This is a genomic window from Streptomyces sp. NPDC059861 (assembly GCF_042731435.1).
Classification (GTDB): Bacteria; Actinomycetota; Actinomycetes; order Streptomycetales; family Streptomycetaceae; genus Streptomyces.
In genome coordinates this window covers 65,152-85,962 of the sequence record NZ_JBHWJQ010000034.1, presented here as the reverse complement: position 1 = coordinate 85,962, position 20,811 = coordinate 65,152, and the positions used below count along the sequence as shown (strand labels likewise).

20 protein-coding genes are annotated in these 20,811 nt (G+C 69.7%); 10 read left to right on the top strand and 10 right to left on the bottom strand.

The window, feature by feature from the left end:
* Positions 1 to 702 precede the first annotated feature (702 nt).
* On the top strand, positions 703 to 1,980 hold the full coding sequence (locus tag ACFV6X_RS26720) for a YibE/F family protein (RefSeq protein WP_385387493.1): 1,278 nt from the start codon (positions 703 to 705) through the stop codon (positions 1,978 to 1,980).
* Between the two features lie 401 nt (positions 1,981 to 2,381).
* On the opposite strand, the gene ACFV6X_RS26715 is transcribed toward ACFV6X_RS26720, so the two are convergent.
* From ACFV6X_RS26715 to ACFV6X_RS26700, 4 genes are all read right to left on the bottom strand, one after another.
* On the bottom strand, positions 2,382 to 2,819 hold the full coding sequence (locus tag ACFV6X_RS26715; protein ID WP_365454862.1) for an SsgA family sporulation/cell division regulator: 438 nt from the start codon (positions 2,817 to 2,819) through the stop codon (positions 2,382 to 2,384).
* 100 nt (positions 2,820 to 2,919) lie between these two features.
* Positions 2,920 to 3,723, bottom strand: coding sequence for an IclR family transcriptional regulator (locus tag ACFV6X_RS26710; RefSeq protein ID WP_385387491.1), 804 nt, complete (start codon positions 3,721 to 3,723; stop codon positions 2,920 to 2,922).
* A 206-nt stretch (positions 3,724 to 3,929) separates the two neighbouring features.
* The gene (locus tag ACFV6X_RS26705; RefSeq protein ID WP_385387489.1) at positions 3,930 to 4,142 is read right to left on the bottom strand and encodes a DUF5326 family protein; all 213 of its coding nucleotides are present in this window, start codon (positions 4,140 to 4,142) and stop codon (positions 3,930 to 3,932) included.
* A 195-nt stretch (positions 4,143 to 4,337) separates the two neighbouring features.
* Positions 4,338 to 4,655, bottom strand: coding sequence for a cupin domain-containing protein (locus ACFV6X_RS26700; RefSeq protein ID WP_385387487.1), 318 nt, complete (start codon positions 4,653 to 4,655; stop codon positions 4,338 to 4,340).
* A 57-nt stretch (positions 4,656 to 4,712) separates the two neighbouring features.
* On the opposite strand from ACFV6X_RS26700, the gene ACFV6X_RS26695 reads away from it, so the two are divergent.
* From ACFV6X_RS26695 to ACFV6X_RS26675, 5 genes are all read left to right on the top strand, one after another.
* The gene (locus tag ACFV6X_RS26695; protein WP_385387485.1) at positions 4,713 to 5,090 is read left to right on the top strand and encodes a phage holin family protein; all 378 of its coding nucleotides are present in this window, start codon (positions 4,713 to 4,715) and stop codon (positions 5,088 to 5,090) included.
* A 5-nt stretch (positions 5,091 to 5,095) separates the two neighbouring features.
* On the top strand, positions 5,096 to 5,581 hold the full coding sequence (locus ACFV6X_RS26690) for a low molecular weight protein-tyrosine-phosphatase (RefSeq protein WP_385387483.1): 486 nt from the start codon (positions 5,096 to 5,098) through the stop codon (positions 5,579 to 5,581).
* A complete protein-coding gene (locus ACFV6X_RS26685) occupies positions 5,578 to 6,735 on the top strand; it encodes a cystathionine gamma-lyase (protein WP_385387482.1) in 1,158 nt (385 codons plus the stop codon). The genes ACFV6X_RS26690 and ACFV6X_RS26685 overlap by 4 nt, the downstream gene beginning before the upstream one ends.
* A 230-nt stretch (positions 6,736 to 6,965) precedes the next feature.
* The gene (locus ACFV6X_RS26680; RefSeq protein ID WP_385387480.1) at positions 6,966 to 7,871 is read left to right on the top strand and encodes a LysR family transcriptional regulator; all 906 of its coding nucleotides are present in this window, start codon (positions 6,966 to 6,968) and stop codon (positions 7,869 to 7,871) included.
* A gap of 88 nt (positions 7,872 to 7,959) precedes the next feature.
* Positions 7,960 to 8,442: an NUDIX domain-containing protein gene (locus tag ACFV6X_RS26675; protein WP_385387478.1), complete on the top strand. Its 483-nt coding sequence runs from the start codon at positions 7,960 to 7,962 to the stop codon at positions 8,440 to 8,442.
* A gap of 56 nt (positions 8,443 to 8,498) precedes the next feature.
* Here ACFV6X_RS26675 and ACFV6X_RS26670 read toward each other — a convergent pair whose 3' ends face one another.
* Complete coding sequence (locus ACFV6X_RS26670; RefSeq protein WP_385387506.1) at positions 8,499 to 10,067, bottom strand: globin domain-containing protein; 1,569 nt, start codon at positions 10,065 to 10,067, stop codon at positions 8,499 to 8,501.
* A gap of 1,009 nt (positions 10,068 to 11,076) precedes the next feature.
* Entirely contained in the window at positions 11,077 to 11,709 is a 633-nt protein-coding gene (locus ACFV6X_RS26665; RefSeq protein WP_385387476.1) for an HAD family hydrolase, read from the bottom strand.
* A gap of 230 nt (positions 11,710 to 11,939) precedes the next feature.
* Here ACFV6X_RS26665 and ACFV6X_RS26660 point away from each other — a divergent pair, with 230 nt between their 5' ends.
* A complete protein-coding gene (locus tag ACFV6X_RS26660; protein WP_385387475.1) occupies positions 11,940 to 12,806 on the top strand; it encodes a GNAT family N-acetyltransferase in 867 nt (288 codons plus the stop codon).
* Positions 12,807 to 12,873: 67 nt separating this feature from the next.
* Here ACFV6X_RS26660 and ACFV6X_RS26655 read toward each other — a convergent pair whose 3' ends face one another.
* A complete protein-coding gene (locus tag ACFV6X_RS26655) occupies positions 12,874 to 13,296 on the bottom strand; it encodes a heme-binding protein (protein WP_385387473.1) in 423 nt (140 codons plus the stop codon).
* Between the two features lie 144 nt (positions 13,297 to 13,440).
* Positions 13,441 to 14,649, bottom strand: a complete 1,209-nt coding sequence (locus tag ACFV6X_RS26650) for an MFS transporter (protein WP_385387471.1) — start codon at positions 14,647 to 14,649, stop codon at positions 13,441 to 13,443.
* Positions 14,650 to 14,789: 140 nt separating this feature from the next.
* On the opposite strand from ACFV6X_RS26650, the gene ACFV6X_RS26645 reads away from it, so the two are divergent.
* Together ACFV6X_RS26645 and ACFV6X_RS26640 are read left to right on the top strand one after the other, a co-directional pair.
* Positions 14,790 to 15,248, top strand: a complete 459-nt coding sequence (locus tag ACFV6X_RS26645) for a MarR family winged helix-turn-helix transcriptional regulator (protein WP_385387469.1) — start codon at positions 14,790 to 14,792, stop codon at positions 15,246 to 15,248.
* A 9-nt stretch (positions 15,249 to 15,257) separates the two neighbouring features.
* Entirely contained in the window at positions 15,258 to 15,710 is a 453-nt protein-coding gene (locus tag ACFV6X_RS26640; protein WP_385387468.1) for a GNAT family N-acetyltransferase, read from the top strand.
* Positions 15,711 to 15,786: 76 nt separating this feature from the next.
* Here the strand turns inward: ACFV6X_RS26640 and ACFV6X_RS26635 are convergent, their stop codons facing one another.
* Positions 15,787 to 17,172 (bottom strand): serine hydrolase domain-containing protein, encoded by a 1,386-nt coding sequence (locus ACFV6X_RS26635; RefSeq protein ID WP_385387466.1) that lies wholly within the window; start codon positions 17,170 to 17,172, stop codon positions 15,787 to 15,789.
* A gap of 110 nt (positions 17,173 to 17,282) precedes the next feature.
* Complete coding sequence (gene dnaB / locus ACFV6X_RS26630; protein WP_385387464.1) at positions 17,283 to 18,758, bottom strand: replicative DNA helicase; 1,476 nt, start codon at positions 18,756 to 18,758, stop codon at positions 17,283 to 17,285.
* Positions 18,759 to 19,217: 459 nt separating this feature from the next.
* Between dnaB and ACFV6X_RS26625 the strand changes: the two genes are divergently transcribed.
* A complete protein-coding gene (locus tag ACFV6X_RS26625) occupies positions 19,218 to 20,555 on the top strand; it encodes an MATE family efflux transporter (protein WP_385387462.1) in 1,338 nt (445 codons plus the stop codon).
* Positions 20,556 to 20,811: the final 256 nt, after the last annotated feature.

The window sequence follows — 20,811 nt, the reverse complement described above, 5'->3', positions numbered from 1 at the left end:
CACGGCGACGGCCGGGGCGCTGCTCCCGGCATGCGGCAGGGCGGCGGTCACGGCGACGGCCGGGGCGCTGCTCCCGGCATGCGGCAGGGCGGCGGTCACGGCGACGGCCGGGGCGCTGCTCCCGGCATGCGGCAGGGCGGCGGACCGGGTTTCGGCTCCGGGCGCGGGCCCGGCTTCGGTCCCGGTGGCGGATCTGGTCCGGGCAACTCGGGTTCGGGCGACGGATCGGGCTTCGGGCGGGGTGGGGTTGCCTCGGGTATGGGACCGGGCGGCTGGCGCGGGGCCGGGGGCGTTCCCGGGCAGGGCGGCTCCGGTGCCGGGGACGGGAGGGGGCACGGTGCCGGCCCGGGAAGTGGTCAGGGGTACGGTTCCGAACCGGGCGGTGGTTACGGTCCCGGTGGTGGTCACGGTCCAGGCGGTGGTCAGGGCCCGGGTGGTGGTCAAGGTTGGGGCGGCGGTCATGGTCGCGGTTTCGGCCAGGGTGACGGTGACGAGCATCCCGGGCCCGGCGGCGGCCACGGACACGGCCAGGGGCCCAGTAGCGGTCACGGACCGGGCAGCGGCCACGGACACGGTCAAGGACCTGGCGGCGGCCAAGGACACGGCCAAGGCCCCGACGACGGGCCGGGGCACGGCTCCGGTGGTGGCCAGGGGCACGGCCACTCGCACAGTCACGCCCACGGTCCCGCGGCCCCCGTCTCCATGCACCTGCGCAAGGTCATCGCGGCGGTACTCATCCCCTTCGCCGCTGCCGTGGTGGTCGGCCTCGCCGTGCTGTGGCCCGGCGGTACCCCGTCGCACGAGCGCACCGGCGTCGGCTTCGACCGTCAGACCCAACAGGCCACGGTCACCAAGGTCGAGGAACTGCCCTGCGACTCCGTCAACGGCTCGGCGCCGACACCGAACGGCGACACCTCCACCGCCGAGGGCTCCTCCGCCCAGCAGCAGGCGAACGGCACCTGCAAACGCGCGACGATCCGCATCGACACCGGCGAGGACAAGGGCCGTACCTTCACCGAGGTCGTGCAACCCGACCAGTCACGGCAGTTGCACCAGGACGAGAAGGTCGTGGTCGCCTACGAGCCCTCCGCGCCCGAGGACCTGCAGTACTCGGTCACCGACGTGAACCGCCGTCTCCCGATGGCCCTGGTCGCCGGCCTCTTCGCGCTGGCCGTCGTGGCCGTCGGACGGCTGCGCGGCGTGATGGCACTGGTCGCTCTGGCCATCAGCTTCCTCGTGCTCAACTTCTTCATCCTGCCCGCGATTCTGCAGGGCTCGAACCCACTGGTCGTCGCCGTGGTCGGGGCGAGCGCCATCATGCTGATCGCGCTCTATCTGTGCCACGGTCTGTCGGCCCGAACATCCGTGGCCGTGCTCGGCACCCTGATCTCACTGCTGCTGATCGGCGTCCTCGGCCTGCTGTTCATCGACTGGGCGGCGCTCACGGGCAACACCGACGACAACACCGGCCTCATCCACGGCCTCTACCCGACGATCGACATGAGCGGTCTACTGCTGGCCGGCGTCATCATCGGTTCGCTCGGTGTCCTCGACGACGTGACGGTCACGCAGACCTCGGCGGTCTGGGAACTGCACGAGGCCAACCCCACGATGGGCTGGCGCGGACTGTACCGGGCCGGCATCCGCATCGGCCGCGACCACATCGCCTCCGTCGTCAACACCCTGGTCCTCGCCTACGCGGGCGCCGCACTGCCACTGCTGCTGCTCTTCTCCATCGCCCAGAGCAGCGTCGGGACGGTCGCCAACAGCGAGCTAGTCGCGGAGGAGATCGTGCGCACGCTGGTCGGCTCGATCGGCCTGGTGGCCTCGGTGCCGGTCACCACGGCACTCGCGGCCCTGGTGGTCTCGGCCGACCGGTCCGGCCAGACACCCGGCACAGCGCCGGCCACCGTCGGCGGCGGTGTCGGCGAGGCTGCGGTACCGGCCCGCACGGGGAGAGGACGGCGACGCAAGCGCTGAGCCCCGTAGGCGTAAGGCCTGTGCCCCGTAGGCGCGAGCCCGGCGCCGCGTAGGCGCAAGCCATGCGCCCCGTAAGCGCAGGCACTGCCGCCGCCGCGGGCAGGGCACACGCCCTTCTCAGGCATCGCACTCGCCCTGGCCAAGGCGCACCCACCATGCTCCGGCGGATCCGCAGGCCTCCGGCGCAGAAGCGTTCCTGCAAGGTCGGCTCCCACAGCCGGAGCCGCACCTACCCAGGCCCCCGCCCCGAAGCTTTCGGCGAAGGCCGACCGGCCGAAGCCTTCGACGAATGCCGACCGACCCGAAGCCTTCGGCACAGGCATCGACCCCGGCCACCGCAAGTCACACCAACCCCACTCACCCCAGGCGAAGCGTTACACCAGCCGCCTTCATCGCGTGTCTCACCCCGCGCTCTGCTCCTCCGCCAGAATCCGGTCCAGCGCCTCGTCGAGATGCGCGTCGAAGTCGGCGAGCGCCCCCTCCTGGCCCAGCGGCACCAGCTTGTCCGTACGGTCCAGGAAGGCGACCAGCGGCGCCGTGGAGGATCGGAACAGCGCCTGGTCGCTGCCCACCTGAAGCCGGATCAGAACGTCGCCCAGCGACTCGGGCTCGACCGGCGAGACCCGCACATCGCCCTCCCCGCACGGTCGCCCGACCCCGTCGATCAGCAGCTCCCGGCCGAAGGCCCAGGTGACCGGGGCATCCCCGGGCAGGTGAAAGGTCAGCCGCACGGCGTAGGGATCGCCTGTCTCGTAGCGCAGCTCCACAGGGATGCGGAAGGAGAGCTCCTCGGAAACGAGAAAGCTCATCATGACCTCTGCCTGTACGGACTCGCGCATCGCCTACCCCGTCACTTGCCGTTCGATTGGCCGGGAATGAACCTCTGGTACCTGGTGGCATCTTGCTGAAAGTGCACACCAGATCACAAGGAGTGAGTTTTCAGATACTGATAGAGATCGCGAGTGACCCGACCGCCCGGGTCATCTCGCTCCGCAACTGCCGTACCGCGGGCAGCAGTCGGTCCGCCTGATGACTGGGAAGCGAGATCGCCATCGTTCCGGCCGTGTCACCCACAGTGATGGGAATTGCGGCGCACACCGTCCCCAGCGCGTACTCCTGGCGCTCGGTCACCGGTTCCATCCGGTTCGTGCGTTCGAGTCGTTGCAGCAGGGTGCGGCTGTCAGGGACGGTGTAGGGGGTGATCGACTGCACGGGATAGCGGTCGAGATGGTCCCGGCGGATGTTCTCGTCGAGCTGCGAGAGCAGGCACTGTCCGATCGCGTGCGCGTGGCCGGTCTCGCGGAAGTCGGCCCACTCCTCCACCGCCGGATTGCCAGGGGTGTCGGAGACGCACATGATCTCGATCTCGCCCTCACGGTAGATCGCGTAGTACACGGGCACGCCGATGGAGTCCCGCCAGCGCGCCAGGGCGTCGATGACCGTGCTGCGACGTTTCTGCTCGGCTCCGCTGCTGCTCAGTCGCTCAGCTGCCTCGCCGAGGAAGAACAGCCCCTTCTCCCGGCGCAGATAGTCCTCGTGCACAAGCGTGCGCAGCAGGTGGTACGTCGTGGGGAGCGCCAGGCCGGTCTCGCGGGCCAGTTGCTTGGCGGGGGCGCCGTACTCGTGCGCGGCGACGGCCTCCAGGAGGCGGATGGCACGCTGCACGGAGCCGATGAGGGTGGTGTTGTGCTGGGGTGTGGGGGGTGAGGAGGGGTCTGCCGGTGCGGTGTCTGCCGTGGCCAAGGGTCACTCCCGAAGCGCGAGGGGGGCAGCCCGTGCAGGGGTAACACGGGAGGGGGTGTACGGGTGTGTACGCCGCTCGCGGGGTACTGCCCGCGTCGAGTTCCGGACTCTATTGGCCCGCCACCGCTCGCAGACCGTCCGCCCGGAAACTTCCCTCCCCCGAGGGAACCGGTAACCCTTGTCACCGGTTCCGTCACCCACTCCTCTTACCAGTCGCCACGCGACGAGGAGTTCGTCGTGAACTTCCGTACGACGTAGATGAGTCCCCCGACCAGTGCGACGAAGACCAGCACCTTGAACAGCAGTCCGATCACAAAGCCCACGACGCTCGCTATCACGCCGCCGAACACGACCAGAGCGATGACCGGCACCGCGATCCACTTCACCCACCACGGCAGACCCGCGAAGATCTCTCGCATCGCCCTTGTCCTTCTCTCCGCCCACCGGCCGCTTGGCTCCCACTGAGCCCTCCGGTCCCGCCAGGTCCCTTGATGTCCTGCCTCGATGCTAGGGCCGGCGAGGCGCCTTACGGAGGTCCGGCAGCCCTTGTCCTCCCCTGACCGATCCCCTAGGGAATCCGGGGAGGCGGGACCCGAAAACCCCGAGTCCGCCAGTCAGTTCCCGGGTGGCGAGAACATCACGAGCACCCGCAGGTCCTCGCTGATGTGGTGGAACTTGTGGACCACCCCGGCCGGGACGTACACCACGCTGCCCCGGGCCACCTCGATGGTCTCCATACCGACGGTGATCGCGGCACGGCCGCTGACGACGAAGTACACCTCATCCTGATTGTGCGGTTTCTGCGGATCATGCTCGCCCGCGTCAAGCGCGTAGAGACCGACCGACATGTTCCGCTCCCGCAGAAACTGCAGGTAGGCGCCGTCGTTGGCGGCGCGCTCCGCTTCCAGTTCGTCCAGCCGGAATGCCTTCATCGCTTCGTCGCCTCACGCCCGTACTCGTATCCGATCTCGTCTGCCACGATCAGACACATGATGAATTTCGTAGTCAAGACGATCGCCAACGCCGGCGCCCTGGCCGTCGCCGTGTGGCTGCTCGACAAGATCACGCTGACCGGGGACAGCACCGGGAAGAAGGTCGGCACGCTGCTCGTGGTCGCGCTGATCTTCGGTCTGGTGAACTTTCTGGTCAAGCCCCTCGTCCAGCTTCTGAGCCTGCCGTTGCTCATCCTCACGCTCGGCCTGTTCACCCTGATCGTCAACGCGCTGATGCTGCTGCTGACCTCGTGGCTGGCCGACAAGTTCGACCTGAGCTTCCATGTAGAGGGCTTCTGGACGGCCGTCCTGGGCGGCCTGATCATCTCGATCGTCTCCTGGGCCCTCAACGTCATCCTTCCCGACCGCGACTGAGCACCATGACCTACCGCATCTGTTTCGTCTGCACCGGCAACATCTGCCGTTCCCCGATGGCCGAGTCCGTCTTCCGCGCGCGCACAGCCGAGGCCGGGCTGGACGGGCTCGTCGAGGTCGACAGCGCCGGCACGGGCGGCTGGCACGAGGGCGAGCCCGCCGACCCTCGCACCGTGGCCGTGCTTCGGGCGCACGACTACGGCAGTGCGCACGTCGCCCGGCAGTTCCAGCCGTCGTGGTTCTCCCGGCTCGATCTCGTCATCGCGCTCGACCTTGGCCACCTGAAGGCGCTGCGCCGCCTCGCGCCCACCGAGCAGGACGCGGCGAAGGTGCGCCTGCTGCGTTCCTACGACCCCGCCGCGGGCGACGACGTCCCGGACCCCTACTACGGGGGCGGCGAGGGCTTCGAGGAGGTCCTTGAGATGGTGGAGACGGCGAGCACGGGACTGCTCGCCGCGGTACGCGAGCACCTGGAAGGACGGGCGGCATGAGCGATTCGGCAGGCGGTACGGGCGCGGAGCGGGGCTTCGGCGAGGGGACGCGCGCGGTGCGGGCGGGGCTGCCCGAGCCGGTGAAGCACGAGCCGACCCTGCCGGGTCCGGTGTTCGCCGCCCACTTCCATCTGCCGGGCGACCCGACGGGTGGGTACGCCTACGGCCGCGACGAGAACCCGACGTGGACGCACCTCGAGCGGGCGATCGGCGAGCTGGAGGCGCCCGGACAGGACGCCGCCGAGGCCCTCGTGTTCGCCTCCGGGATGGCCGCCATCTCGTCGGTGCTCTTCTCACAGCTGCGCGCGGGTGACGCGGTCGTGCTGCCCAGCGACGGCTACCAGGTGCTGCCGCTGGTGCGACAGCAGCTGGAGGCGTTCGGCATCGAGGTACGCACCGCGCCGACCGGCGGCGACGCCCAGCTCGGCGTCCTGGACGGGGCGAAGCTGCTGTGGATCGAGACACCGTCGAACCCCGGGCTCGACGTGTGCGACGTCCGGCGCCTCGCCGACGCGGCGCACGAGCGCGGTGCCCTGGTCGCCGTCGACAACACACTCGCCACACCGCTCGGACAGCGCCCCCTGGAGCTCGGCGCAGACTTCTCCGTGGCCAGCGGCACGAAGCAGCTCACCGGGCACGGGGACATCCTCCTCGGCTACGTCGTCGGCCGCGACGCCGAGGCCATGGCCGCCGTACGCCGGTGGCGCAAGATCGTCGGGGCGATCCCGGGGCCGATGGAGGCCTGGCTCGCGCATCGTTCGATCGCCACGCTCCAGATGCGCGTCGACCGGCAGAACGCCGGAGCCCTGAAGGTGGCCCAAGCGCTGCGCGACTGGCCGGAGGAGCTCGGGGTGCGCTACCCGGGGCTGATGAGCGACCCGTCCTACAAGATCGCCTCTGAGCAGATGCACCGCTACGGCTGCGTGGTGTCCTTCACGCTGCCCACGCGCGCGCGTGCGGACCGCTTCCTGGACTCGCTGCGACTCGTGGACGACGCGACGAGCTTCGGCGGGGTGCGCTCCACCGCCGAGCGACGGGGGCGCTGGGGAGGGGACGCCGTACCGGAGGGCTTCATCCGGCTGTCGGTCGGCGCCGAGGACCCCGCGGACCTGGTCGCGGATGTGCTGCGCGCCCTGGACGAGTCGGCGCGGTGACCGCCTGCCGGACGCCCGGTGAGGGATCCGGCTACGGAGATCGGACGGTCCGAGCCTCCCCCCTCGTGGCTCGGACCGTCCCCGGTTCCGCGCGCTAAGAACCGCGCGAACAAGGCTAGTTGACTCTCTGTCAGTGTCCAATCACAGTAGCGACAGAGACCTATCGACTTATTTATAGTTGGGCACTGCTTCAGGGGTGGGAGCTGCGCACGGGAGGGGGTGGGCGCGCCATGGATCTGGCCTTGCTGCGCACGTTCGTGACCGTGCACCGGGCCGGATCGTTCACCCGTGCCGCCGCACTGCTGGGCCTCTCCCAGCCGGCGGTGACCTCCCAGATACGCACGCTCGAACGACAACTGGGCCGCCCCCTCTTCCTACGGCAGGCGCGCGGCGTGACGCCGACGACCACCGGCGACGAGCTCGCGCACAAGGCCGCTCCGCATCTGGACGCGCTGGTGGAGATCGCCGAGAGCGGACTCGACGACGAGTCCTCACTGCGTACGTTGCACCTGGCCGGTCCGCCGGAGTTCACCGCCGAACGGGCGCTGCCCGCGCTCGTGGAACTGACCGGTGACGACGGCCAGGCGTTCGCCTTGCGGGCCTCCTTCGGCAACGCCGAGGAGACGCTGGAAGGGCTGGCCGCCGGCCATCATGATCTCGCCATCAGCACCGCCCGCCCACGCGGCGCTCTGCTCACTGCGACTGCACTCTGCGACGAGGAGCACGTCCTGATCGCCGGTCCGCGCTGGGCCGAGGAGATCGACACCGGGACACTGCGCGACGAGGGCGCACCCGCTCTGGAGAACCTCCCCGTGGTCGAGGTGCACGAGTCGCTGCCGTTCGTGGCCCGCTACTGGGCCTCCGTCTTCGACTCCCGCCCGGCCGCGTCCGGCACCGTCATCGTTCCCGACCTGCGTGCCGTCCTCGCCTGCGCCGCCGCGGGAGCCGGGCTCGCGGTGCTGCCCCGCTATCTGTGCGCGCCCGCCCTGGAGCGCGGCGAGGTGGTCGCGCTGCATGCACCGGCGGTGCCGCCGCTGCGCACGTACTTCCTGGTGGTGCGCACCGGAACGTTGGCCATGCCGCGTATCGCGCGGGCGCACGAGTGGCTTCAGCGGGCAGCCACCGACTGGTGCTGAATCCGGCATCCAGCGGCTTCACTCACCGATCCCGCGGGGTGACGATCCGCGATGTTTCACGTGGAACATCGCGGGCCACATTTCTCCCATGACCGTCCGACCCGTGGTCAAGCGCACCGCCCGCGCCGTCCTCCTGGACGGTGACGACCTCATCCTGATCAAGCGCACCAAGCCCGGCGTCGATCCCTACTGGGTCACCCCCGGTGGCGGGGTCGAACCCGGTGATCCCACCGTCGTCCACGCCCTCCACCGCGAGGTGTACGAGGAACTGGGCGCCAAGATCACTGATGTCGTGCCGTGCTTCGTCGACACCGTCGAGCACATCGGTGAGGACAGCGCCTCGACCGGTGTGAAGGTGCAGCACTTCTTCGTCTGCCGGCTCGAATCCATGGACCCCTCCCTGCGGCACGGCCCCGAGGTCGAAGAGCCCATGGGTGAGTACGAGATCGTCAGAGTGCCGTTCACCCGCGTCGGGATCGCCTCCGTGCACCTCGTACCGCTGTCGCTACGGCACTACCTCGACGGGAACATCGAGGGCGTACGGGCCATGCACGCGCCAGATCTCGGCTGAGCCGGTCGGCATCCGGAGCGTGCGGCCGCCCCCCTCCCGGCATCTCGCCACGTACGTCAGCTTCCGGTGGCGACGAGTTCCTCCAGCGAGTCGTGCCGTATGCGCGTGGCCGGGACACCGACGTCCCGCAGGGCGTGCACACCGCTGCGGATCATGCCGGGCGGGCCCGACAGATAGGCGTCGTACTCGGTCCAGGGGCCGTACTCCCGTATGGCGTCGGGGAGCTGGAGGTGCGACTGCTGGTCGATGATCGCGCGCACGGAGAGCCAGGGGTGGGCCTGCTGGAGCCTGAGCATCGTGTCGATGTCGTACAGGTCGTGGTCGGTGCGTGCGCCGTAGAACACCTCGACCGGCCGCCGCTCACCGTGCTCGGCGACGTCCTCGACCAGGGCCTTGATCGGCGCGATTCCGGTGCCGCCGCCCAGGCACAACAGTCCGCTGTCCGTGGTGTGGTCCACGGTCATCGAACCGGCCGGCGGACCGAGCCGGATGACGTCGCCGGGCCGGGCGCGGTGCACCAGGGCATTGGAGACCCAGCCCGCCGGAACCGCCTTCACATGGAAGCTGAGCAGGCCGTCGGAGCGGGGTGCCGAGGAGAAGGAGTAGTGCCGCCAGACGCGCGGCCACCACGGCGTCTCCAGGCTCGTGTACTGCCCGGCGAGGAAAGGGTAGGGCTGGTCGGGGCGGACGGTGACGACCGCGACGTCGGGGGTCCTGAGGTCGTGGGAGACGAGCTCCGCGTGCCACCAGGCCGGGGAGCGCAACTCGTCCGCGGCCGACGCGTCGATCATGACCTGCGAGATCGTCGTGTACGCCCGTACCCACGCCGCCTCCGTCTCGTCGTTCCACACGGACTCGGCGTATCGGCTGAGCGCGCCGATCAGGCACTCGCCCACGGCCGGATAGTGATCGGGCTGCGTGCCGTACTTGCGGTGGCCGCGGCCCAGGTTCTGCAGGTAGGGGACGAGCACGTCGCTGTTGTCGATGTGCTCGGCGGCCGTGAGCAACGCCTTGAGCAGGCGGTCCCGCTGGGCGTCCATGGCCGCGGGGAAGAGTGGGCGCAGGTCGGGGTGGCGCACGAAGAGCAGAGCGTAGAAGTACGAGGTGACCTTGTCGGCGACGGGGGCGACGGTGGCCATGGTGCGCCGGATGAGGACTGCGTCCGGGGAAGCGTCCCCCTGGGAAGTGGCGGCGGGCGGTTCGGCGTGCGGGGCCGGACCGGCGGGGGCGGCTTGCGGGACGGTGGCGGTGGGTGCGGGGTGCACGTGCGAGGGCGGGGTGGACGCCTGCGGGGCCGGGGTGGACGCGTGGGAGGCCGGAGCGGGGCTGGGTGCCTGGGGGTGCGTGGCGACGCCCGACGGCTCAGTGTGTGGGGCGGCAGGAGCCGCGTGCGGCGCGGCGGCCGGGGCCGCGGACGGCGCTGTGTGGGGGGTCGGGGCTGCGGAGGGGCTACCGCCGGCCGTGAAGAGCGACGGCTCCGTGTGGTCGGCCGGCGCATGGCGCTGCGGGGGCACGCGGTGCGGGGCGGGCGGAGCCTCGGTGGTGGCCGTGGTGCGCTGGTCGTACGGTCGGGCTTCGGTGCGGGTCGGGGGCGGCGCGGGCGTGGACACGGCCGCCCGGCTTATTCGTCCATGATCCGCCGCGACGTCGGGGGCGGCGGCCCTGGCACTCTGAGCAGGCGACGTGCCGCCCGAGGGGGCTGAGTGCGAGGGCTGCGCGCCTGCGAACGGCTCCGCCTGGTGCGGGCGCGTGTGCGGCTCAGGGGGCCGCTCTTCGCCCAGCGCCTGCGGGATCGGTGCGTCCGCCTCCCACGGAGAGGCTCCCGAGCCTTGTGGTTGCGGCTCTGGCGCGGCCTCTGCCACATGACCGGCAGCCGGGGACCCGAAGGCCGGGCGGGGCTGACCGCCGGTGGCCGGGGCCGGCGTCTGCGGCCGGGAGAGGGCCTCGGTGACGTACGGCCGGGCAAGCGGCTCTTCGGCTTCGGGATGTCCGTGTGGCTCCGGGTGCCGCGAGGTGGCGTTCGGTGCGGCCTGGTCCGCCGGGGCGCCCGAGTCATGGCCGGGCGCGGCCCTGCCCACCGTGCGCATGCCGGCCAGGCGGCTGCCGTCTGCGGCCTCCCGCTCGGTTCCCTGCGTCGGCGCCGGCTGCTTGCGCGGCGTGAACCAGCCGCCTCCGCCGTTCGAAGAGCCGCTGTCGGCCGACGTGGTGGTCGGAGCGTCCATGGTGTGCCTCGCCTCGAACATCTTTCGGTCGGTCTGCGCACTTCCTCAGTCGGAAGATGCCTGCTTCCTCCGCAGCCGGTTGCTTTTCCCGCTCGGCGTCGCGGCCAACGCAGCCATAGTCAACCCTGTTCCCGATGCGTACGGACAAGCAGGGAGAGAGTGTGACATTGGCCGCAGCGTTCTCACCGCAGCGTCCCACTTCCTGTGGACGCCCGGCCGCTTAACCGAGAATGCGGGTCTTCGATCTCTCCGTCCCGTTAGGCTGCATTGCCCTGCTCTCGGCCCCGACGGGAAGTGTGCTCCGTCTTCCGTACGGGAACCGGAGTCGACCCTACCGGCCCCCGGCCCGCACACAAGTCCCCCCTTGCACGCTCACGAATTTGACGATGGGGAGATCCAGCGATTCCCCCAATTACTGGGCGTGACACACCAATTCATAGGCATCCCACAGATCCCTCCCCGCGTACGAGTGGGTCGCCAGGCCGGTCAGATGGCGATCCGCATTGACGGCGACGGAAACCGGGACGACCCCGAATAGCTCCTTGTCCGAAGAGGAGTCCCCGTATGCGACACAGTCCGCCCTTGTCACCCCGAACTCCCGGCACAGGCGGTCGGCGATGAGCACCTTGGCCGCGGCGCTGAGCACCCCGCCGGGGTCCAGGGGCTGGGTGAACGGTACGGCGGGGAAGAGCGAACCGTGCGCCGCATGAGCACCCCAGCCCGTGAGTCGTTCGACGAAGAACGAGGGGGACAACGACACCACCGCGCAGTAGTCGCCCCGACGCCTGATCTCCGCCCAGACGTCACGGATTCGCCCCAGCCAAGGCGCTCCATCGAAAGCCGCCAGCACATGCGCTTCGGTGAGGCCGGCCCACAATGCGTGCACCCGATGCGCATACTCCGGCGGGCCGATCAGCCCGGCCGCAATCTCCCGTTCGAGCGCCACCGTCTCCGCTTCCAGCCCGAGTTGCCGCGAGATCTCCAAGGGAGCGGTGGTGCCGTGGAGCAATGTGCCGTCGAGATCGAAGAGATGAAGTCTCGCCATGACACTGGAGGCTAGTGGGGCGCGCCTCGGACTTTCCAAGGTCCGGCCGATGGGACTGCCGGATGCTCGGTCGGCGGGACCGTTGGATGCTCGCCGTTCGCCGATGTTTCACGTGAAACACCACGCGCTCGTCCATGTGTCCGGTCGCACTCCACGAGTTGGCCAAAAGGGCGCACGTCTCTGCCGAAACGGGTGGACGCCAAGGGCACCGGTCAGACAGCCTGACCTGCGTGCCTAATCCTCCCCTCGCTGCTCTGCCGATCCGCCGCCTGACCCGTCGCGACCTCAAGGCCTGCGCCGACTTGTCCGAGGACCGGGGGTGGCCGCGCGAGGAACACAAGTGGGGCTTCCTCCTCACCGCCGGGAAGGGATACGGCATCGACGACCCTCAGGGAGGGCTCGTGGCCGCCTGCGCGGTCACCGAGTACGGGCCGCAGGAGCGCCCCGAACTGGGAGCCGTGGGGATGGTCCTGGTCGCCGAGCGGCACGCACGGCAGGGCATCGGGCGCCGGTTGATGCGCCACGTGGTTTCGCTGATGGGCACCACACCACTGACCCTGCACGCGACCCCGAACGGTCGACCGCTCTACGAAGAACTCGGCTTCAAGGCAACCGGCCGCGCAGAGATGCTGCGCGGCTTTTTCATGCCCGGCGGACCCGGGCCCAGGGTGGTCACCCGCCCTGCGACCGGCGAGGACCTCCCCAAGATCCTCCGTATCGACGCCGAGGTGTTCGGTGCCGACCGCACGCACATCGTCACGCGTCTGCCCGCCTTCGCCGACCATGTACGGGTCGCCGAGCAGGACGGCCGCATCACCGGCTACGCGGCGGTCTGGCCCAACATGGAGACGCATGTCGTGGGTCCGCTGATCGCACATGACACGGAGACCGCCAAGGCCCTGATCGCCTCACTCGCCGCCCACACCGATCGCCCGCTGCGCACCGACATCGACGTACGGCACGAGGAGCTGCTGACGTGGGCGAAGGAGCGCGGACTGGCATCGGTGGCCTTCAACACGGTGATGACGTACGGGGTGTCAGAACTCCCGGGTGATTGGCGCCGGCGCTTCGCCCCGCTGACGGTGGCAGCGGGCTGAGTTCGGAAAGAGGAGGACGCCGGTCCCTGGAGGAACCGGCGTCCTGGCCCGACGACCCCAGCGGCCGTCAGGCGAGCTTCTCCACGGCGGCCGTGGCGAAGCCGTGGTCCTGCTCCGGTGCACCGCCACCCACTCCGATCGCACCGATCAGCCGACCGTCACGGTGAACCGGCAGGCCACCGGCGATGAACAGCAGCGGTCGATCGAGCGCGGTCTGCAGGGAGTGGAACGGCCCGTCGGGCTTGACCACGTCGACGAGGTCGGCGGTCGGCGCGTTCAGCTGAAGGGCGGTGTACGCCTTGCGGGTGCTGGTCTCTCCGGAGATCAGCACGGCCTGGTCGTCGCGCCGGAAGGCGAGCAGATGCCCGCCGGCGTCCAGGACGGTGACACTGACGGTTGCTCCGGCGGCCTCGGCGGCCCGACGGGCAGCGGTGACGAGAACCTCGGCGTCCTGGATGGTGAGGGGCGCGACGGCGGTGGCGGTGCTCATTTCGGGTTTCTCCTCATGTGTTGCCGGTGAGGGAGCCGGCCGGCGCGGGGACGACCCTGGCCCCGCGAGGACCCGGCTCGGGGTCGATGGCGACGGACGCTGTGGGACGTACGGCGGGCGTACGGGCCCGTTGGGTCCGGCAGGTCAATGGTGGACGGCGGCCCGTTCCTCGGCGGCGACACCGGCCGCGACGACGGCGCTCGAGGTGCCGCCACGACGCTCCAGGGCGGCCGAAAGGACGGCGAGGACCAGAGCGGCCGCGGCCAGGACCGCGCCGACCCAGTTCGGGGCCGTGTAGCCCAGGCCGGCCGCGATGACGAGACCGCCGAGCCAGGCCGAGAGGGCGTTGCCCATGTTGAAGGCGCCGATGTTCACCGCGGAGGCGAGGGTCGGGGCGCCGTGCGCCTGATCGAGGACGCGCTTCTGGAGGGGCGGGACGGTCGCGAAGCCCAGCGCGCCGATCAGCGCGATGCTGACGGCCGAGAGGATCTTGTCGTGCGCCGTGAGCGTGAAGAGCGCGAGCACGACCGCGAGAGCGCCCAGGGAGACGTACAGCATCGGCATCAGGGCACGGTCGGCGAACTTGCCGCCGACGAGGTTGCCGGCCACCATGCCGAGGCCGAAGAGGACCAGCAGCCAGGTGACGGAGCCCTCGGCGAAACCGGCGACGTGGGTCATCATCGGCGCGATGTAGGTGATGGCCGCGAAGACACCGCCGAAGCCGAGGACGGTCATGGCCATGGCGAGCAGCACTTGGACGTTCTTGAAGGCGGCCAGTTCGTGCCGCAGGTGCACACCCTCGGGCTTCGGCGTCTCCGGGACCAGCTTGGCGATACCGGCCAGGCCTACGACACCGAGCGCGGCGACGACGGTGAAGGTGACGCGCCACCCCAGGGACTGCCCGAGGAGCGTGCCAAGCGGGACGCCGACGACGTTGGCCACGGTCAGGCCGGTGAACATCATCGCGATGGCTCCGGCCTTCTTGTCCGGGGCGACCAGCTCGGCCGCGACCACCGAGCCGATGCCGAAGAAGGCACCGTGGGCGAGCGAGGCGACCACACGGCCTATGAGCATCACGGAGAAGGCCGGGGCGAAGGCGGAGAGCAGGTTGCCGACGATGAACAACCCCATCAGCACCATCAGCATCCGCTTACGGGAGATCTTGGTACCGAGCACGGTCATCAGCGGGGCACCGAACATCACGCCGAGTGCGTAGCCGGTCACCAGAAAACCGGCTGTCGGGATGGAGACCCCGAAGTCGGCCGCGACTTCGGGCAGCAAGCCCATGATCACGAACTCTGTGGTGCCGATTCCGAAGGCCCCGATCGCGAGGGCCAGAAGCGCGAGAGGCATGGGGCAATACACCTTCCCAGACGATTGCAGGAGCGCTTTGCGTGCGTCCACAATAGTTGTAGACGCGGGCTATATACAAACGCCGACTATTGCGCGGTTGCTCTATCCTGAACTCAGCAGCTCCGGGACGGAGGAACCCAATGACAGCGACGGACCCCGCGCTCACCGCCCTCGCACAGGGCTGGTGCGCCCTCTCCCTGCTGCACGGGAGGATCGAGGCGCACATCGAGCGCGCCCTGCAGGCCCGGCACGGCCTGAGCGTGCGCGAGTACTCCCTGCTCGACGTGCTCAGCCGACAGCACGACGGCGACGGCGGGCATCTGCAGATGAAGCAGGTGGCCGACGCGGTCGTCCTCAGCCAGAGCGCCACCACCCGGCTGGTGACCCGCCTCGAGGACCGCGGCCTGCTGGAGCGGTACCTGTGCCCCACCGACCGCCGCGGCATCTACACCAACGTGACCGAGGCGGGGCTGAAGCTGCTTCAGGAGGCACGGCCGACCAACGACGCCGCCCTGCGCGAGGCGCTCGACGAGGCGGCCAAGGTCCCTGAGCTGGCTCCGCTGGTCCGGGTCGTGGAGTCGGTGAACGTGCCCGCATAGGGTGCGGCTATGGGAGATCTTGAAATACGAGCCGCGGTCACGGAGGACCTCCCCGTGATCGTCGGCATGCTCGCCGACGATCCGCTCGGCGCACAGCGCGAATCACCGGACGACCTGACCCCGTACCGGTCCGCCCTGGAGCGCCTCGACGCCGACCCGAACCAGCATCTCGTCGTCGCCGTTCGGGAAGACCGTGTCGTCGGCACCCTCCAGCTCACGATCATTCCCGGGCTCTCCCGGCGAGGAGCGACCAGGTCGATCATCGAGGGGGTCCGTATCCACAGCGACGAGCGGGGCAGCGGTCTCGGCACCCAGCTCATCGAATGGGCCGTCGAGGAATCCCGGCGCCAGGACTGCCAGTTGGTCCAGCTGACGTCCGACACCACCCGTGTGGACGCCCACCGCTTCTACGAACGGCTTGGCTTCACGGCGTCCCACGTGGGTTTCAAGCTCCAGTTCTGAAGCTTTGAAGCCCAGCGCGAAGGGCCATGTTTCACGTGAAACATGGCCCTTCGCCACACGCGCTGAACGCAGGCGCCTAACCGATCCCCCGCCACCCCTCCGGGTCCACTCCCCCCGGCACTTCCGCCGCCTCCTCGTACGGCTGACGCGTGAACACGAACGACCCGAGGTCCAGGTGGCTCAGCGACCCGTCCGCCCGCCGTACGGGCCTCAGCAGCTCTCCGGCGTAATAGCCCTCCAGCCCGGTCCAGGTGCCGTCCCCGTTGGCCCGGAAGCGCGCGCCACGCCCCTTCCCGGACAGCGGCTCCAGCGACACCCCGCCGCCTCCCGTCAGACGCAGCCCGAAGGCGTACGTCCCCCAGTACCACTGGCCCGCCAACTCCAGCACGGCAGGCTGGACTTCGGGCAGCGGTCGCCACGGTTCGGGAATCCGCGGCTCGGCCTCGGCGACGATGCGTACGAGGTCGGCGCCCACCATCGACAGGAACGGGCCGGAGGTGCAGTTGGCGAGCACCACCACCGCGACGTCGTCCGCCACGCTGAGGGTGAGATTCGCGAGGAAGCCGGGCAGCGAACCGGAGTGGCCCACGAGCAGCCGGCCGTCCCGGTGCTGGATCTGCAACCCGAGTCCGTACGACGCGCCGTCTGCGAGATCCGCGGCCTCGGCCGGCGCCGCGGGCGCCCGCATCTCCCGTACGGTCTCCGCGCTCAGCACCCGCTCGTCGCCCTGAGCCAGGAACACGGCGAACCGTGCCAGGTCCCCGGTGGTCGACCAGAGCTGACCGGCGGGAGCCATCCGTCCTAGATCCTCAGCGGGCTCCGGCAGCAGCACATCGGCCCAGGGATGGACCGCCCAGCCACCCGCGTGGGGCGCGGACGGCTGCCCACTCGTCCGGTCCAGGCCCAGGGGTTGGAGCACCTCGCGTCGCAGCACCTCTTCCCAGGGGGCACCGCGCAGCCTCTCGACGAGCGCGCCCAGCAGCGTGTAGCCGGGGTTCGAGTAGTGGAAGCGCCGACCGGACGGATGCAGGAAGGGACGCTCACCGAGCACGTCGGACAGCTCCGGACGCAGCGACCCGGGGCTGCGCTCCCACCACGGCGCGGGGGACTCGGCGGCCAGCCCGCTGGTGTGCGCCAGCAGTTCGGCGATGGTGGCCTCGCCTGCGCTCGTACCCGGAAGATGCTTCTCCAGGCGGTCACCGAGGTCGAGGAGGCCCTCGTCGCGCAGCCGCAGCACGAGAACCGCGGTGAAGGTCTTGGTGATCGAACCGATCCGGTACTGGACGTTCTCGTCCGGCACCTCACCGTCCACCGACGAACGCGCCCCATGCCACACGGCACGCCCGTCCCGCACGACCGCCGCGACCATCGACGGGGCTCGCCCTTCGGACTGCGCCACGGCAAGCCGATGGATCAGCGCCCGGCGCGTACCGGGAAGCAGCTCTTCCTGAGATGTAGTCATGCCCCCAGTCCATCCGCCCGCGCGGCAGACGTCGAGCACATTTCCCCGTGGCCGGCTGCCCACCGGCAGCCGGCCACGGGAGTCACGCCTTCCGTGCGTCCGCGATCTTGTCAGGTCTGGGCCATGTCCACGAAGCGGGAGTAGTGGCCCTGGAAGGCCACCGTGATGGTGGCGGTCGGGCCGTTTCGGTGCTTGGCGACGATGAGGTCCGCCTCGCCCGCGCGGGGCGACTCCTTCTCGTAGGCGTCCTCGCGGTGCAGCAGGATGACCATGTCGGCGTCCTGCTCGATGGAGCCGGATTCACGCAGGTCGGAGACCATCGGCTTCTTGTCGGTGCGTTGCTCGGGGCCACGGTTCAGCTGGGACAGCGCGATGACCGGGAGTTCCAGCTCCTTGGCCAGGAGCTTGAGGTTTCGGGACATGTCCGAGACCTCCTGCTGACGGCTCTCGGCGCGCTTGGATCCGCCCGACTGCATCAGCTGGAGGTAGTCGATGACCACCAACCGCAGGTCGTTGCGCTGCTTGAGGCGGCGGCACTTGGCGCGGATCTCCATCATCGACAGGTTCGGGGAGTCGTCGATGTAGAGGGGGGCGGCGGAGACGTCCGGCATCCGGCGGGCCAGCCGCGTCCAGTCCTCGTCGGTCATCGTGCCGGAGCGCATGTGGTGCAGCGCGACACGGGCTTCGGCGGACAGCAGACGCATCGCGATCTCGTTGCGCCCCATTTCGAGCGAGAAGATGACGCTCGGCAGGTTGTTCTTGATCGACGCGGCCCGCGCGAAGTCCAGCGCCAGCGTCGACTTACCCATCGCGGGACGCGCGGCGATGACGATCATCTGGCCTGGATGCAGACCGTTGGTGAGTGAGTCGAAGTCGGTGAAACCCGTGGGCACACCGGTCATCTCGCCGGTGCGTGACCCGATCGCCTCGATCTCGTCGAGCGCGCCCTCCATGATGTCGCCGAGCGGCAGATAGTCCTCGCTGGTGCGCTGCTCGGTGACGGCGTAGATCTCGGCCTGGGCCCGGTTGACGATCTCGTCGACGTCGTCGTCGGCCGCGTATCCCATCTGCGTGATCCGGGTGCCGGCCTCCACGAGGCGGCGCAGGACGGCCCGTTCGTGGACGATCTCCGCGTAGTACTCGGCGTTCGCCGCGGTCGGCACCGTCTGGACGAGCGTGTGCAGGTACGACGCCCCGCCGACCTTGTTGATCTCGCCGCGCTTGGTGAGCTCGGCGGCGATGGTGATGGGGTCGGCCGGCTCGCCCTTGGCGTAGATGTCGAGGATCGCCTGGTAGATCGTCTCGTGCGCCGGCTTGTAGAAGTCGTGTCCCTTGAGGATTTCCACGACGTCGGCGATGGCGTCCTTGGACAGCAGCATGCCGCCCAGCACTGACTGTTCGGCGTTGAGATCCTGCGGCGGGACCCGCTCGAAGGACGAACCTCCGCCGTCCCAGGAATCGCTCTCCCGCCCTCGCTCGTGCTGTTCCTCTCGACCTCGGCCGCCTTCCGGGCGGCGGCGGGAGGGCAGACGATCGCTGGGACCGCTGTCGGCCCACGGGTCGTCCAAGGGCTCGGAAATGCTCACCGAGCCACCTCCTCCCGTCCGCCGAGCGGACCTCGCCGTGCGCCCTATTTCTATGGCACGGCACTGACAACTAAGAGGCCCGGCTCCGGTTCTGACGCGTCGGTTTTGTGACGGTTCCACGAGCCGGCGGAGGAGCGGGCGCCGGTCCACGTTAGGCCCCCGGGCACCGTCAGCCAATCTGGTTATCCACAGGCCATGTGGACGACGGCCCGGATGCTGTGGAGAACTCCGCGAAACCTGTGCACGACACGGTGGACAGGCCTGTGAACAAGCCCGCACCACCCCCTCGGAACAGCGCCTGACCTGCACCTTTCCCGTCCACCGGCTGTGCAGAAGAAAAACTTCCCCAGTCGGCTCAAGATCGCTTCGAACAGTGCGCGACACTACGCTGAGCAACAAGCCGAGTAAGGGTCACCCTGTCATTGCGTCTCTTACCTGTGGAAGATTAGATTGGTGCTCATGACACAGGCTCCCGCGACCTCCCGGGCCGCCCGGCGACACCACGATCGAGAGATCGTCTCGCTGGCCGTCCCGGCCTTCGGCGCACTGGTCGCCGAGCCCCTCTTCGTCCTGGCCGACAGCGCGATCGTCGGTCATCTCGGCACCGCCCAACTCGCCGGACTCGGCATCGCCTCGGCACTCCTCACGACCGCCGTCAGCATCTTCGTCTTCCTCGCCTACGCCACCACGGCGGCCGTGGCCCGTCGCGTCGGCGCCGGCGATCTCCCGGCAGCGATCCGTCAGGGCATGGACGGCATCTGGCTGGCCCTGCTGCTCGGCGCCGGCGTCATAGCCGTCGTCCTGCCCACTGCACCGTTCCTCGTGGAACTTTTCGGCGCCTCGGACACGGCGACCCCCTACGCGATCACATACCTGCGGATCTCCTCCCTCGGCATCCCCGCCATGCTCGTCGTCCTCGCCGCGACCGGTGTGCTGCGCGGCCTGCAGGACACGAAGACGCCGCTCTACGTCGCCGTCGGAGGGTTCGTCGCCAACGGCGTCCTCAACGTGCTCCTCGTCTACGGCGCCGGCTTCGGCATCGCCGGCTCCGCCTGGGGCACCGTGATCGCCCAGTGCGCCATGGCCGCCGTCTATCTCGTGGTCGTCGTCCGCGGCGCCCGCAGGCACGACGCCTCGCTACGGCCGGACGCCGCCGGGATCAGAGCCTCCGCACAGGCCGGGGCGCCTCTGCTGGTCCGCACGCTCTCACTCCGGGCGATCCTGATGATCGCGACAGCCGTCGCGGCCCGACTCGGGGACGCCGACATAGCCGCCCACCAGATCATCCTCTCCCTGTGGAGCCTGCTGGCCTTCGCGCTCGACGCCATCGCGATCGCCGGGCAGGCCATCATTGGGCGCTACCTCGGCGCCGACGACCCGAAGGGAGCACGCGACGTCTGCCGCCGCATGGTCCAGTGGGGCATCGCGGTGGGCCTCGTCCTCGGCCTTCTCGTCATCGCGTCCCGCCCGGCCTTCCTGCCGCTGTTCACCGGCGACTCCGCCGTGAAGGACGCTGCCTTCCCCGCCCTGCTGGTGGTGGCGCTCTCCCAGCCGATCTGCGGAGTCGTCTTCGTCCTGGACGGTGTTCTGATGGGCGCCGGCGACGGCCCCTATCTTGCCTGGGCGATGCTCGTCACCCTCGCCGTCTTCACCCCCGTGGCACTTCTGGTGCCCACAGTCGGCGGCGGACTCACCGCACTCTGGGTGGCCATGACGCTGATGATGACGGTTCGCATGCTGACCCTGTGGCTGCGCACGCGCTCGGGCCGCTGGCTCGTCACAGGCGCGACCCGCTGAGCAATCCGTCGGGTGAGCGCCCGGGGAGACGGAGTAGCACCCGCATCCGTGTTTCACGTGAAACAGCGCTGATTGCCGATGTTTCACGTGAAACGCCCGGCGCTACGCTCGCCATCCGGCCGCAAGACGAACCAGACGACCAGACGGCAGCCGCAAGACGCGAGTGGGGGGGGGCCCCCCCCCGGCCGGGCCGCGCCCCCCCCGCGAGAGAAAAAAAAAAAACAACACCCACAAACCCCCCGCCCAAGAGAAGCCT

Excerpts from the sequence above, each read along its gene's own strand:
- ACFV6X_RS26720 (WP_385387493.1), top strand. The coding sequence starts at position 703 with ATGCACCTGCGCAAGGTCATCGCGGCGGTACTCATCCCCTTCGCCGCT.
- ACFV6X_RS26715 (WP_365454862.1), bottom strand. The coding sequence starts at position 2,819 with ATGCGCGAGTCCGTACAGGCAGAGGTCATGATGAGCTTTCTCGTTTCC.
- ACFV6X_RS26705 (WP_385387489.1), bottom strand. The coding sequence starts at position 4,142 with ATGCGAGAGATCTTCGCGGGTCTGCCGTGGTGGGTGAAGTGGATCGCG.
- ACFV6X_RS26700 (WP_385387487.1), bottom strand. The coding sequence starts at position 4,655 with ATGAAGGCATTCCGGCTGGACGAACTGGAAGCGGAGCGCGCCGCCAAC.
- ACFV6X_RS26695 (WP_385387485.1), top strand. The coding sequence starts at position 4,713 with ATGATGAATTTCGTAGTCAAGACGATCGCCAACGCCGGCGCCCTGGCC.
- ACFV6X_RS26690 (WP_385387483.1), top strand. The coding sequence starts at position 5,096 with ATGACCTACCGCATCTGTTTCGTCTGCACCGGCAACATCTGCCGTTCC.
- ACFV6X_RS26685 (WP_385387482.1), top strand. The coding sequence starts at position 5,578 with ATGAGCGATTCGGCAGGCGGTACGGGCGCGGAGCGGGGCTTCGGCGAG.
- ACFV6X_RS26680 (WP_385387480.1), top strand. The coding sequence starts at position 6,966 with ATGGATCTGGCCTTGCTGCGCACGTTCGTGACCGTGCACCGGGCCGGA.
- ACFV6X_RS26675 (WP_385387478.1), top strand. The coding sequence starts at position 7,960 with ATGACCGTCCGACCCGTGGTCAAGCGCACCGCCCGCGCCGTCCTCCTG.
- ACFV6X_RS26665 (WP_385387476.1), bottom strand. The coding sequence starts at position 11,709 with ATGGCGAGACTTCATCTCTTCGATCTCGACGGCACATTGCTCCACGGC.
- ACFV6X_RS26655 (WP_385387473.1), bottom strand. The coding sequence starts at position 13,296 with ATGAGCACCGCCACCGCCGTCGCGCCCCTCACCATCCAGGACGCCGAG.
- ACFV6X_RS26650 (WP_385387471.1), bottom strand. The coding sequence starts at position 14,649 with ATGCCTCTCGCGCTTCTGGCCCTCGCGATCGGGGCCTTCGGAATCGGC.
- ACFV6X_RS26645 (WP_385387469.1), top strand. The coding sequence starts at position 14,790 with ATGACAGCGACGGACCCCGCGCTCACCGCCCTCGCACAGGGCTGGTGC.
- ACFV6X_RS26640 (WP_385387468.1), top strand. The coding sequence starts at position 15,258 with ATGGGAGATCTTGAAATACGAGCCGCGGTCACGGAGGACCTCCCCGTG.
- ACFV6X_RS26635 (WP_385387466.1), bottom strand. The coding sequence starts at position 17,172 with ATGACTACATCTCAGGAAGAGCTGCTTCCCGGTACGCGCCGGGCGCTG.
- ACFV6X_RS26625 (WP_385387462.1), top strand. The coding sequence starts at position 19,218 with ATGACACAGGCTCCCGCGACCTCCCGGGCCGCCCGGCGACACCACGAT.